Raw genomic sequence first — 13679 nt, 5'->3', positions numbered from 1 at the left:
TTGCTCTATTCCAATACCCAAGGAGTGTTATGATCATGAACATTTTTGCAGACGAATCGCAGGGGCTATTTCACCTTCAGTCCAAAGACACCAGCTACATCATCCAACTGGTAGAGGGTTACCCTGCCCATATCTACTGGGGCGCACGGCTCCGTCATGATAAAAGTCTGGCGGGGATACTTGAGCTGCGCGAACGCGCCTCTTTCTCACCCACCCCGCTGCCGCAGAAGCCCTCCCTCTCGCTGGATGCCCTGCCCCAGGAGTATCCGCAGTATGGTACGAGTGATTTCCGGCGGCCCGCTTATCAGGTTCAGCTTGCCGATGGCACGCGGATCTCAGAGCTGCAATATGCAAGCTATGTAATCACACCGGGCAAACCGGCACTGGATGGACTGCCTGCGGTCTATGCAGAGAGTGAGGCAGAAGCGCTCACGCTTGAACTTACCCTGAAAGATGACTACGCTGGTCTAACGGTTAGACTGCTCTACACCGTATTCGCCGATCATAACGCGATTACCCGTTCCGTCCGCTTTGAGCATAACGGTGAAGCCCCGCTCCGGCTGGAGCAGGCGCTTAGCGCATCGGTGGATTTTGCCGATTCTGCGTATGATACCCTGCATCTGAGCGGCGCATGGGCCAGAGAGCGCCATGTTCAGCGCCACCCGCTTAACCCCGGAGCCGCGCTGTCCCTGGAGAGCCGCCGCGGATCAAGCAGCCACCAGGTCAATCCCTTCCTCGCGCTTCTGCGCCCGGGTGCAGATGAAGATCAGGGTGACGTCTATGGCTTCAGCCTCGTCTACAGCGGCAGCTTCAGCGCTACTGCCGAGGTGGAGCAGTTCGGTCAGACCCGTGTAAGCATCGGAATTAACCCGTTCGACTTCTCCTGGCTGCTGGAGCCGGGCCAATCCTTCCAGACCCCCGAGGCCGTGCTCGTCTATTCCAGCGAAGGCATCGGCGGCATGTCGCGCACCTATCACCGGCTGTACCGGACCCGGCTCTGCCGCGGTGTTCACCGTGATCAGGCCCGGCCGATTCTGGTCAACAACTGGGAGGCGACTTACTTCGACTTCAATGCGGACAAAATCGCAACCATCGCCAAAGCAGCAGGCCCGCTCGGCATTGAGCTATTCGTCCTGGACGACGGCTGGTTCGGCAGACGCGACAAGGATAACAGCTCACTAGGCGACTGGTTCGAGGACCGCCGCAAGCTGCCTGAAGGTCTGGCCGATCTGGCCGGCCGGGTCAACAAGGAAGGCGTACAGTTCGGTCTATGGGTGGAGCCGGAGATGGTCTCGCCGGACAGTGAGCTGTACCGCAAGCACCCGGACTGGTGCCTGCATGCCGCAGGACGCCGCCGTACAGAAGGCCGCAACCAGCTGATCCTGGATCTCTCCCGCCCGGAGGTATGCGACTATCTGTACGAGACGTTAAGCACAGTCTTCGCAAGTGCCCCGATCCGCTATATCAAGTGGGACATGAACCGCAATATGACCGAGATTGCATCGGCGAAGGCTGCCCCAGAACGGCAAAAAGAAACCGCCCACCGCTATATGCTCGGCCTGTATAATCTGCTGGAACGCCTGACCTCGCGCTTCCCGGACATTCTGTTCGAGAGCTGCTCCGGCGGCGGCGGCCGGTTCGATCCGGGCATGCTGTTCTATATGCCGCAGACCTGGACCAGCGACAACACCGATGCGGTGGAACGCCTGGCGATTCAGTACGGCACAAGCATCGTCTACCCGGCCAGCAGCATGGGCGCACATGTATCTGACGTTCCGAACCATCAGGTAGACCGCATTACCTCCCTCGCTATGCGCGGCGATGTAGCGATGAGCGGTAACTTCGGCTATGAGCTGGACCTCACGAAATTCACCGAAGCCGAGAAGGATCTGGCCGCCCGCCAGATTACCCAGTACAAGGAGATCCGCACGCTGGTGCAGCAAGGGGACATGTACCGTCTGCTGAGTCCGTTCGAGGGCAGCGGTGAGACCGCCTGGATGTTCGTCAGCGAGGACAAGACCGAAGCCTTCGTCGCTTACTTCCGCGTACTCGCGAGACCTAATCCGCCAATCTCGCGCCTTACGCTCAAGGGACTGAACCCGGAGCTGGATTACGTGCTTGAGACGGGGGCAAAAGGCAGCAACGAGCATCTGCACGGTGGCGCAGAAGTACATGAGGCAGCAGCGGGCGACAGCTCCGCTCCGTTCCGGACCGCCTTCGGCGGGACACCGCTCGGCGGCGACCGCATGATGCGCATGGGTCTCGTAGTCTCCGACCTGCGCGGAGATTATGCAAGCTGCACTTACCGCCTGAGAGCGGTGCAGCGCTGATCTGCTGTAGCTTCGTTCTGCGGGCGGTGCAGCATTGATCCGCAGCTTCCTTTTCACTATAAGACTTATGCACGATTTAGCTTCAGGCATACCACAGGCGTCAGCCTCCTTTAGGAGATTGACGCCTGTTTTTTTGTGGAAAGATGCAGTCAGGAAGGCGGCTTGCTGGCGGTTTATTAACGACTAATGCCTACTCCTGTTCCTGCCCCTGTTCCCGGCCAAGCAGTCCGCTGAGCGCTTCTTTTACGTTCATGCCGGTAAGTGTCTTGGTCAGCTCAGGCACCTGGGCCATGATTTTGGCGATATCGCCGGTGATTTTGTTCACGCCTGAGGAAGCCCCGTCCTGGGAGATGACGGTGATCTTGTCTACCTTGGCCAGCGGGGAGGCGATTTTGTCAGCCAGCTCCGGCAGGATTTTCAGGAATTCCACGGTTAAGGCGGCTTGGGTGAACTGTTTGTACGCTTCGGCCTTCTTCTGCAGCGCTCCCGCTTCCGCCGATCCGGCCAGCTGGACGATCTCCGCATTCGCCTTGCCTTTTGCCAGCTCCGCCTCGGCTGTTGCCAGCCCGCGCTTAGTCGTCGTAGCGGCTTCGGCTTCCGCCTCCAGAATCTGCCGCTGCTTGGCAGCTTCCGCCCGCATAACCGTAGCCTGATTCTCCGCCTGGGCAGGCTTGATCACCGTTGCCTCCAGCTCCCGCTGTCTCAGCTCAACCTCGATCTCCCGGACTGTGCGGTTGGCTTCGGCCTCCATCTGTGTGATCTTGACCTGTTCCGTAACCAGTGACTGCTTGATCTTATTCTGCTGCAATTCGTACGCCAGATCCGCCTGCGCCTTCTTCACCTCGGTCTCCAGCTTGAAATCAGCCTGCTTAATATTCAACTCCTTTTCGAACAGGGATTCCTTCGCACGGGCGGCGGTTCCCGCTTCTATGGTCGCCTGATGGGCATTGGCTTTGGCAATGGAGGATTCCTTCTCCGCTTCGGCTTGCTTGATCTGAATGTCGCGTTCGGCCTCAGCCTTGGCAATACTGGCATCGCGGCGGATACGCTCAATCTCGGGCACCCCCATATTGTCGATGTACCCTTTGTCGTCGGTAATCTTCTTGATGGTGAAGCTGACCACCTCCAGCCCCATCTTGTCGAGGTCCTCCGAGCAGGTCTCCCGCATCTTGCTGTTGATCTCGTCAGGGGTCTTCAGGATAGATTCTACGGTGAGCTGGCCGATCAGGCCGCGCAGATGACCCTCCACCGAATGCAGAATAATTGTCTCTCGGTCTTCTTCCGGCCGGTCAATGAACTGCTCGCTGGCTGTGAGAATAGCGGTTGGATCGCTTTTAATCTTAATCTGGGCGACCGCCTCCAGGTTCAGCTTGATGCCCTGGCGGGAAAACATGGCCTGCGCCGGGATCACATCGAAGCTCATCAGCATCATGGAGATGGTTTTATTGTTCTGGAAGCCGGGGATGACGAATGTCCCGCCGCCCTGGACCACTCTTTTGCCGCCGAGACCGTATACGATCATGGCCTGATTGGGCGGAACCTTTTTATACGCAGTCACAATACTGGTTAACGCCAGCAGAATTACAACAACAATAGCTCCGGTTACATATAAAATTAACATTTGCTCCGACACTCCCCGTTAGTTTTGTTCCATTTCCCTCTCGAACAAAGTGACCGCTGCGATCCCCTTATCCGTCCTCACAATAATCACCCGATCGCCCCGCAATAGCGACTGGCCGGATTCGGCACGCACGCCGATGGAGCGCATGGTCCCGTGCAGCACATACTTCATCTCTCCCACGGCCCCATCCGCTGCGGCGATGCTGATATAGCCGAGCTGGCCTGCCGGATCATAATCGAGTTCACTCATACTGCTGTCATACCGGGTCATCACCCGGGCCAGCACCGTGTAGAGCAGGATGCCCGGCAGCAGGGCGATCAAGGTACAGACCAGTACCACGGCGAACAGCTGCATCCCGCTGAACTGGACAAGCAGATACCCCGTGCCGCCCCAGACGGTGACAAACACCATCAGCGGAAGAATCGGCAGAAAACCAGGCCCCCCGGCATCGCCTCCCCCGACATGCAGGTGGCCTGCCAGGCCGTGCCCATGAATACTGCCACTGAGAATAAGCAGAAGTCCAACCCAGAAGCAGACGATAAATACAGTAGCGATGGTAACCCCCTCCTTTCAATGGATTGGTGATACGGTAACTGACTAGTGTGACGATGAATAAACCGACTAATTATTGTTGTTATACGTCTTTTTTTCACTTGCACTTGTCGCTATTGCACATAATTTCCACTTTGGGCTGCCTGGTTAGGTGGGGGCAGAGGCACAACTTGGTTGAAGTGCACTTGTGCTCCTCATTTGCTCGTTTAGCCAACATTCCTGGGATTCAGGTGCACTTGTGCTCTTCATTTGCTCGTTTAGCCAACTTTTCTGGAATTCTGGAGCACTAGTGCTCTTCATTTCCACCTCCAGCCCACTTCCAGCGCAATCAGTAGGATTTATCCCTCTCATTTCCGCATCCAGCCCACTTACAGCGCAATCAGTGGGATTTATCCCTCTCATTTCCGCATCCAGCCCATTTCCAGCACAATCAGTGGGATTTATCCCTCTCATTTCCGCATCCAGCCCACTTTCGGCAGCATCTGAGGGATTTATCCCTCACCTGCACAGCAAAAAGACCACAGCAGCAGCAGGGCTCTCCGTGGTCGGTTAATCGATCATGGCGCTCATCCTCTCTCTTCGAGGCTTACGGGGTTAGCTGACGGATTCGGGCAGCGAGATTGCCCTACCTCACCAGAGCCATAGTAGCACGCTGGCAAGGATTCACCCCGGGTACTCAGCAGCCCATCCTTAAGCCGCCTGCACCAGTTGGTTCCCCCGTTCCCGTTACGGAATTCAGCCATTTCAAGAACAGTGTCATTTCATTCGGTTGTTGATTGAATCTTACGCCTGTAGCCATTTAATGTAAAACCTCACGGATGACAAAAGAAGTCAAAAATGCTGTCCCTTCGGGAATGAAGGCGCATTCTTCAGTTCGGCTCTTAACCGCCCGGCGATTTGCTCCTGCTATCGTCTGTTTACACCAACGTTACTCTTCCTCTCACTTACTTCTCTTCCTACGCCCACTCCCCTGCTCATCTGCTCACTCTACTCACTCTCTCTGCTACTCACTCTCTCTTCTACTTACTCTCTCTTCTACTTACTCTCTCTTCTACTTACTCTCTCTTCTACTCCTATACTCACTAACTTCTCACTTACTCACCTACTCACTTACTCACCTACTCACCTACTCACCTACTCACCTACTCTTCTACTCCCACTCACATCCTTCTCACTTTCCTCTATCCTACTTCTCATAAACCTTAACCCCCCACCTTTCCTCCCCATCCCACTACTCAAAATTTGAAATATTCACGTTTCCGTCACTTGATGCTCATTGTGCAATCTTTCCCTTTGAGCAATAATAGAACCTATAGATTCTATAGAGCTTATAGATCCCAGGGAAAGGAGGACCATTGAAATTTGAATTCCAAACTGAATTTGCGTGACAAAAAAAAGGAAGCCACCTTCTACGCCCTAGCCGTAGCGGCCTTCGAGCTTGCGCTTGAGCATGGCATGGACGGCTTCATTGTTGACGATGTTGTTCAGAAGGCCGGGTATTCCCGGCGGACTTTTGCCAATTACTTCTCCTGCAAGGAAGAAGCGGTGGCCGCCTATTTCATTGGCAATATTGCTGCCAAAGAGAAAGAAGAAGCGAATAACACGCTGGCCGGTCAACCGCCGGATGCTACACCGCTTGATGTCCTGTACAACCTGCTGAAGCTGCAATTCACCTCGGAGTTCCTGCATAAGCTGCGGCAGTTCGTCTCCCTGGCAAATCAATATCCGTCCCTGGAGCCTTACATTCTTAATGTCTTCCGGCATTTGCAGATCACCGCCCAGGAGACGCTGGAGCAGTTCACCCGTGGACGGTATGCCAATGGATATACCCACCTGCTGGTAGGTGCCGTCTATGGGGCCTTCGTGCCTATCTTGGACGGACGGCTGAATGTCATGCTGCCGGGCGAACAGCTGAGTGAAGGCTCCGATGCCATGCCGTTTGAACAATACCTGAATTCCATGTTTGCTTATTTACGTAACGGCTTCTAAATTCACAGATAAAGAGGAGAAACCACTACATGTCTACCTTTCTATACCGCTTAGGTAAATCGGCTTATGCCAAGCCTTGGGCCTTCATTGCAGTCTGGATCATTGTACTCGGAGTTGTAGGCACCCTGATTGGAGTCAATGGCATTCAATCCAGCTCCGAGATGAAAATTGAAGGCACAGAGTCGCAAAAAGTGCTGGATAAGCTGACAAAAGAGCTGCCCGCTGCAGCCGGAGGCCAGGCTAGTATCGCCTTCACTGCACCGGATGGCGAACGTCTGGATACGCCCGAGCGTTCAGCACTGCTGCTGAAGGCCATTAATGATGTATACAACATGGAATATGTCATCAACCCTGTAGAGCTCGCAGCACAAGCAGCGGCCGCCGCTGGTCAAGGCGCCGCCGATCCTTCCGCCGCTGGTCAATCCGCCGCCGATCCTTCCGCCGCCGCTGGTCAAACCGCTGCTGATCCTTCCGCCGCTGGTCAAGCCGCTGCTGATCCTTCCGCCGCTGCGGGCCAAGCCGCTGCTGATCCTTCCGCCGCCGCTGGCCAAGCCGCTGCCGATCCTTCCGCCGCCGCTGGTCAAGCTGCTGCTGCGCAGGCGATGCCGTTCGGTCCGCTGATTGCCGAAGGCGCTCCGGTTCCCGGCGTGATGCTGTCGGCTGACGGCAGTATTGCCCTGTTCCAGTTCCAGTTCACGGTTCAGCAGACCTCTCTGCCATCGGAGGTGCCGGATAAGATCATCGATACCGTAACCGAGGTGGAACAGTCCGGTTCAGGCATTACCGCGATTCCAAGCGACTCGCTCAAAAGCATGCCAGCCATCGGCTCCACGGAAGCTATCGGCGTAGCCGTTGCTGCCGTCGTCTTGTTCCTGACGCTGGGCTCTGTTGTCGCTGCAGGCTTGCCGCTGTTGACCGCGCTTCTCGGAGTCGGCATCAGCGTCGGAGGTGCCTTTGCCCTCGGCAGCCTGATCCAGATGAACGATATTACACCGGTTCTTGCCGTGATGATCGGTCTCGCGGTAGGGATCGACTACTCGCTGTTCATTGTGAACCGGCAGCGCCGTCTGATCCTGGATGAGAAATTAAGCGCAGCCGAAGCAGCCAGCCGGGCACTGGGCACCGCAGGCAGTGCCGTATTCTTCGCCGGTCTGACCGTTATTATCGCCTTGTGCGGCATGCTCGTCATTGGCATCGGCTTCTTATCGACAATGGCACTTGTGGCTGCGGCCAGTGTTCTGATTAACGTCCTGCTGGCCTTGTCCCTACTGCCTGCGCTGCTCGGACTGGTCGGTGAACGGATCGTAACCGCCAAAGCCCGGACGAAGAACACCACTGCCGCCGCCAAAGCGCAGCACAGCTTCTCGCACCGCTGGGCAAATGCCACGGTGAAATACCGTTGGGCCATCATTGTGCTGGTGGTGCTGGTGCTTGGCACAGCTGCCATTCCAGTGACCAAGATGGAGCTGGGTATTCCATCCGGCGCCTCGGCGAACCTGGATACTCCGGCCCGCCAGAGCTATGATGTCATCTCCAAAGGGTTCGGCGAAGGCTTCAACGGCCCGCTGTTGCTGGTCGCTGAGACGAAGAATCCGTCTGAGAAGATCTCCATGCCAATTCTGGGCAAGCTGGTTCAGGAGCTGCAAATGCACGATAATGTGACTCTGGTCTCTCCGCTCGGTGTCAGTCCCACCGGCGATCTCGCCATCATAAGCCTGATTCCGAAGACAGGGCCCACAGATACCGCAACCAGAGACCTTGTACAGGAGCTGCGCGATCCGGCGTCCAGCCTGACCACCGGCAACAATATTAATCTTGGCGTGACCGGCTTCACCGCCATCAATATTGATATGTCCTCGAAGCTGTCCGATGCCTTCCCTGTATACATCGGGATCATCGTGATCCTGTCGCTGATCATTCTGCTCCTGGTGTTCCGGTCCATTATCGTGCCAATCAAAGCGACCGTCGGCTTCGTGCTAAGTATTCTTGCCACCTTCGGCGTGACCACCGCCGTCTATCAGTGGGGCTGGCTGCATTCGCTGTTCGGCTTCGATACCGGCGGACCACTGCTCAGCTTCATGCCAATCCTGGTTACTGGTATTCTGTACGGACTTGCCATGGATTACCAGGTCTTCCTGGTCAGCTCCATGCGTGAAGCCTATGTCCACGGCCGCCATGGCAAGGACAGTGTCGTTCACGGCTACGATCTGGCCAGCCGGGTCGTACTGGCCGCAGGCGTGATCATGGTGTCCGTCTTCGCCGGCTTCATCTTCGCCCCGGATGCGATGATTAAGCAGATCGGCTTCGCACTGGCCTTCGGCATCCTGATCGATGCCTTCATTGTCCGGATGACGCTGGTTCCGGCCGTCATGGCCGTCTTCGGCGACAAAGCCTGGTGGCTGCCGAAATGGCTGGACCGCCTGCTGCCGAATCTCGATGTCGAAGGCGATAAGCTGATCGCCAAGCTGAATGCAGAGAGCGGACAGAAGCACTAAATCTCCCCCCATAAAGCAGAGACTTGGCTTCGATGATTACCAGGTACTTTGCGGGACCCCAAGACATGTATATCTCCCCGGAATAACGGATGGCACTCCCGCCGTCCTCCCGGTACAAATAGAGCCTGCGGCATCGTCCGCAGGCTCTATTTTGATATAATGGCTATAATTGAATTCAAATCCTAAGGAGGAGTACCCGTGAACATCATAGAACTGGACCTTGCTCAGAACCAGCAGGAAATCTCCAGGCTGCTGGAGGACCACAGCCGCCGCATGGACAGCAGCATTCCGCCTTATCAGCGTGAGGTAATCTCCCTGGCGGCTTACGAGAACGGCGTCTTCGTTGGCGGCATCACCGGGGATATCGTCTGGAATATCCTGAACGTGCACTTACTGGCCGTTGACCCCACGTACAGAGGCAATGGACTCGGCAAGGCCCTGCTGGAAGAGATGGAACATAGGGCCTCATTTCGCGGTTGTAAGGTTAGCGAATTGACCACAATGAGCTGGCAGGCGCCGCATTTTTATCAGAAGCAGGGGTATGAGATCTTCGGTGAAATCAAGGATTGTCCGCATGAAGGGCAGAGCAAATATTATCTCCAGAAAAACCTGAAGCCCGGTTCCCCCTCCTAAGGGGTCCCGGCGCTTCATACCATCCCGTTCAAGCCACACTGAAAATCACATGCTTCCCGGCCGCCAGTGCCTTCCCGTAGAAGTCCAGCAGGCCTGCAAATTCACTCTTCACTGCCTCGCTAAGCTGCTCTGTCACATTGCCCGGCTCCAGCTTCTCCAAGTCTACCTGCTGCATCGCCGCAATAATGTCTTCTAGTTCATCCTGCTCCGTGCAGGCGAAGAACCCGTCCTCCTCCTCCACCTCAAATACATGCACCCCGACAACAGCCTCACTTAACGGGTCCCCCTCTATAGGTTCACTGGCCGAGACACCGGTTAGCGCCACATGCAGCTCCTCCCACAGCTTGTCGATATCGTAGTATTCACTTCCGCCTTCAATGAGCTTCTCCAGCGTATCCATCAGCTCTGAACCGTCCATCTCCATCATGCGCTCCAGCGTATCCTCATCCACCATGACATATTGGCCCAGCATCCCCATTTGTCATTCCTCCCTCAATAAAATACAGCTGCCCACGCTCCACTCTCCTTACAGAATAGGCGACAGCAGCCGGGAAATCCCCTCTTTCAGCTTGATCACAAGCGAGCGCTGCGCATACCGTTCAACCGTAAGCTCCGAGCACAGTCTGACATCATTCAGGAAAATATCCTGGAGCTGTTCGGCAATCGCCCGGTCATACACAATGGCATTGACCTCGAAGTTCAGCCGGAAGCTGCGGGAATCGATGTTCATTGTTCCAACAGAGGCAACCTCCCCGTCTGCGACAATCGTTTTGGCGTGCAGGAAGCCGTTTTCGTAGAGCAGGATTTTGGCCCCGTAATTCAGCAGATCTCCGGCATACGCCCAGGTAGCCCAATACACGAACGGATGGTCAGGCTTGTTAGGGATCATGATCTGCAGATCGACTCCGGAGAGCAGGGCGATTTTGCAGGCATCCATGAAGCTGGTGTCCGGTATGAAATACGGGGTCTGGATATACACACTTTCCTTGGCTGACAAAATCAGCTTAATATACATGTTCTTCAGATGCTCGGTTGACGAGTTGGGGCCGCTCGTAATGATCTGGACCGGGCTTGTCCCTGTATGCTGCTCCATGTTGAAGACGAATTCCCCGTAATCTCCGCGCTCATGCTTCCCGGCCTGATGCCAGTCGAGGATGAATCTGCCCTGGATATGGCTGACGGCATTTCCGGTGATCCGAAGATGAGTGTCCCGCCAGTAGCCGAACCTCGGATCCTGCCCCAGATATTCATCCCCCACATTGAATCCGCCGATATAGGCGATGCTTCCGTCAATAATGCATAGCTTGCGGTGATTCCGGTTGTTGATCCTGAAGTTCAGCGGCTTGATCAGGGACGGGAAGAACACTTCAACCTCCCCACCTGCTGCACGCAATTCCCTGAAAAAATGCCGCGAAATCCGCTTGGAGCCGACTTCATCATATAACAGCCGCACCTTCACGCCTTCACGCGCCTTCAGAATCAGCTCTGCACGCAGCTTCATGCCCAGCTGGTCCGGCTGAATGATGTAGTACTGAATATTGATCTCTGCGCGGGCAGAGCGGATATCCTCGAACAATGCGGCGAACTTCTGATGGCCGTCACTGTAAATAACAATCTCATTATCGTTAGATAACAAGCCGTGCGACGAGCGGATATTCATGTTGATGAGCTGGGCATAGTTCTGCAGCAGCTGCGACCGGTCATCCGCCCCTTCTGCGAAGGCTGCCAGCTGCTTGTCCGCTTCAGCCTGGACATATTCCTGCTCTTCGATGAAGAGCTTGTAGAAATTCCTTTTTTTGAGATTGCGCCCGAAGAAGATATACAAGACAAATCCCAGAATCGGGATGAAAAACAGCACCATCAACCAGGCCCAGGTGTACCCCGCCTCCCTGCGCTCAATGAACAGAAAGCCCAGGGCCAAAATGATGTTAATGAGGGTGACGACTGTGGTTAGACTTGCAAACTCCATGCTCTTTCCCCTTTCCTCTCTGTCTCGCTCTGCTGCCTAAAAGTCCTCCAGCACCTTGGACCTGTCGCCATGAATCCTGTCCAGATGCTCCTCTCCCCAGTAGCATAACAGGTCCAGCGCGGGCTTCAGCCCCCAGCCGTAGGCCGTCAGCTCATACTCTACTCTGGGCGGAATCTCCTGGTAGATGGTCCGCGAGATTATTTCATCGTTCTCCAGGCCTCTTAATTGGGCGGTCAACACTTTCTGGGTGATGCCGGGGATGAGCCGCAGCAGCTCGGAGGTACGCTTGGGTCCGGTCATCAGATGGTAGATAATCAGCGGCTTCCACTTACCGCCCATCACTTCCAGCGCCGCCTCTACTCCGACTCTATACTTCTTAGGAACGCTATCGTCACTCTGTTCAGTCATTGCTTCTGCCTCCATTATGTAGGGAACCTCAACGTTCCTATGGAACATACACCTTCCTATAGAACAGCAAAGTGCGTACTTCCAGATTATTCGATTCCTGTTTATAATAGCATCAGCCAAGGAACAAGGCTACAAACCTGCTATTAAGAAAGGTAGTGAAGATACAATCATGAGCGTATTAATCGTCGTATCGCATCCGAGACAAGATTCCCTGACCTTCCAGGTGGCCCGCCGTTTCGCAGAGGGATTGAGCCAGGCAGGCCATGATTATGAGATATTGGATTTGCATGGGATAGGATTTGACCCTGTTCTACAAGGGCGGGAGGAACTCCATATGACCGCAGGTGAACAGGAATACCCCTATTCTCCTGAATTAGAGCGGGAAATGGAGCGGTTGAGGCAGCATGACGGCCTGGCCTTTGTTTTTCCGCTGTGGTGGTGGCATCTTCCTGCCATGCTGAAGGGATATATCGACCGGGTGCTGAACAACAGGGTCGCCTACGGCACAAGTAATCTGCATGATTATCGTGCGCTGTGGCTGGCTCTGGCAGGCGTAACAGAGGAGCAGATGAAGAAGCGCAGCTATGATGAGGCCACCACGCGTCTGCTGAACGTAGGGATTGCCGATTATTGCGGAATCACAGACTCCAGAGTAGAATTCCTCTACGATACTGCGAGTTCCGCACCCGGACACCGTGAGGCGTTGCTGGAACAGGCCTATCAGACGGGACTACATTATGGCAAGGGGGAAAACTGACAAATCGCAGGAATAAGGGAGATCACAGCATCACATCAAATTCACCCACATAAACTGCGTTTCCAGTCACTTCTATAGTGTTGCCGTTATCCGACACAGATACCCGTACTCTACCATCCTTGCCGATTTCATGTCCCTGTTCGATTACAAGCTCTAGCGCAGTGGTCTGTCTGCTGATGTACCTGGAGTAATAAGCTCCCATCACCCCAGAGGCGGTGCCAGTAACCGGATCCTCGGTGGTCCCTGAGAACGGGGAGGAGAAATGGCGGGCGTGCATACGGGCATCAGGATCATACGTCTGCTGGCAGAACGGGTGAATGGATGAGCGGGGCATCTCCTTCAGCACCTCAGGGAACCGCTGGTTGTCAGGCTGCATCCGGGTGAAGGCGGACAGGCTTTTGACGGGGACGATTAAGGTCCATGTGCCTGTACTGCCGTACATTACGGGCAGCGTCTCATCCAGATCGCCGGGTTCGAGGCCGATCGAGCGGGCCAGGTCTTCAAGCGATCCGTTAAAGGGTTGAAACTGCGGGCTGGCCTGTCTCATGGTCATATAGAGGCTGTCGTGATCTTCTGTGAAACGGACCGGGAGAATCCCTGCCTTAGTCTCGATGTTCAACTCACTGGCGTCTCCCAGCAGCCCCTTCGTCTTCATGACATACAACAACGCCATGGTCCCGTGGCCGCAGAGATTAATCTCATGCCCCGGGGTAAAATAGCGGATTCTGAGATCCGCCCGGTCAGATTTTATTGGAAACGCCGTCTCATTAAAACCAACCTTCGCTGCAATGTCCTGCATTTGCTCCTCCGAGAGTGCTCCGCCGTCCAGGACAACCCCTGCCGGGTTCCCTTTGTTTGGAATGCTGCTGAACGCATCGTAATGATAGACTTTGATGTTCTGCACACCTGCACCGCCTGTCTTTTT

11 protein-coding genes and 1 riboswitch are annotated in these 13679 nt (G+C 55.2%); of the genes, 5 read left to right on the top strand and 6 right to left on the bottom strand.

Translation table 11 applies throughout. The features are described from left to right. Positions 1-35 precede the first annotated feature (35 nt). The gene (locus MKY96_RS06290) at positions 36-2330 is read left to right on the top strand and encodes an alpha-galactosidase (RefSeq protein WP_340939246.1); all 2295 of its coding nucleotides are present in this window, start codon (positions 36-38) and stop codon (positions 2328-2330) included. Between the two features lie 190 nt (positions 2331-2520). Here MKY96_RS06290 and MKY96_RS06285 read toward each other — a convergent pair whose 3' ends face one another. Further along, positions 2521-3951 carry a flotillin family protein gene (locus tag MKY96_RS06285; RefSeq protein ID WP_340939245.1) on the bottom strand — a complete coding sequence of 477 codons (1431 nt, stop codon included), beginning with the start codon at positions 3949-3951 and terminating at the stop codon, positions 2521-2523. An 18-nt stretch (positions 3952-3969) separates the two neighbouring features. After that, positions 3970-4362 (bottom strand): hypothetical protein, encoded by a 393-nt coding sequence (locus MKY96_RS06280; protein WP_340939243.1) that lies wholly within the window; start codon positions 4360-4362, stop codon positions 3970-3972. Positions 4363-5071: 709 nt separating this feature from the next. After that, positions 5072-5254: riboswitch (cyclic di-AMP (ydaO/yuaA leader) on the bottom strand. Positions 5255-5865: 611 nt separating this feature from the next. On the opposite strand from MKY96_RS06280, the gene MKY96_RS06275 reads away from it, so the two are divergent. The 3 genes from MKY96_RS06275 to MKY96_RS06265 all read left to right on the top strand — a co-directional run bounded on the left by MKY96_RS06275 (position 5866) and on the right by MKY96_RS06265 (position 9620). Then, positions 5866-6492, top strand: coding sequence for a TetR/AcrR family transcriptional regulator (locus MKY96_RS06275; protein ID WP_340939241.1), 627 nt, complete (start codon positions 5866-5868; stop codon positions 6490-6492). A 29-nt stretch (positions 6493-6521) separates the two neighbouring features. Continuing rightward, on the top strand, positions 6522-8987 hold the full coding sequence (locus MKY96_RS06270; protein ID WP_340939239.1) for an MMPL family transporter: 2466 nt from the start codon (positions 6522-6524) through the stop codon (positions 8985-8987). 198 nt (positions 8988-9185) lie between these two features. Then, complete coding sequence (locus MKY96_RS06265) at positions 9186-9620, top strand: GNAT family N-acetyltransferase (RefSeq protein ID WP_340939236.1); 435 nt, start codon at positions 9186-9188, stop codon at positions 9618-9620. Positions 9621-9648: 28 nt separating this feature from the next. On the opposite strand, the gene MKY96_RS06260 is transcribed toward MKY96_RS06265, so the two are convergent. The 3 genes from MKY96_RS06260 to MKY96_RS06250 are packed head-to-tail and all read right to left on the bottom strand — an operon-like array spanning position 9649 to position 11997. Next, the gene (locus tag MKY96_RS06260; protein WP_340939234.1) at positions 9649-10098 is read right to left on the bottom strand and encodes a DUF1877 family protein; all 450 of its coding nucleotides are present in this window, start codon (positions 10096-10098) and stop codon (positions 9649-9651) included. Positions 10099-10146: 48 nt separating this feature from the next. Next, positions 10147-11589, bottom strand: a complete 1443-nt coding sequence (gene cls, locus MKY96_RS06255) for a cardiolipin synthase (RefSeq protein WP_340939232.1) — start codon at positions 11587-11589, stop codon at positions 10147-10149. 36 nt (positions 11590-11625) lie between these two features. Then, positions 11626-11997 carry a winged helix-turn-helix transcriptional regulator gene (locus tag MKY96_RS06250; protein ID WP_340939230.1) on the bottom strand — a complete coding sequence of 124 codons (372 nt, stop codon included), beginning with the start codon at positions 11995-11997 and terminating at the stop codon, positions 11626-11628. Positions 11998-12166: 169 nt separating this feature from the next. On the opposite strand from MKY96_RS06250, the gene MKY96_RS06245 reads away from it, so the two are divergent. Then, positions 12167-12754, top strand: coding sequence for an NAD(P)H oxidoreductase (locus MKY96_RS06245; RefSeq protein WP_340939227.1), 588 nt, complete (start codon positions 12167-12169; stop codon positions 12752-12754). Positions 12755-12776: 22 nt separating this feature from the next. Here MKY96_RS06245 and MKY96_RS06240 read toward each other — a convergent pair whose 3' ends face one another. Beyond that, entirely contained in the window at positions 12777-13658 is an 882-nt protein-coding gene (locus MKY96_RS06240) for a PhzF family phenazine biosynthesis protein (protein ID WP_340939225.1), read from the bottom strand. Positions 13659-13679: the final 21 nt, after the last annotated feature.

This window comes from Paenibacillus sp. FSL R7-0302 (assembly GCF_038006885.1).
In the GTDB taxonomy this organism is placed as follows: Bacteria; Bacillota; Bacilli; order Paenibacillales; family Paenibacillaceae; genus Paenibacillus_AQ.
The sequence above is the reverse complement of the archived record's forward strand: the minus strand, read 5'-3'. Positions and strand labels throughout refer to the sequence as shown.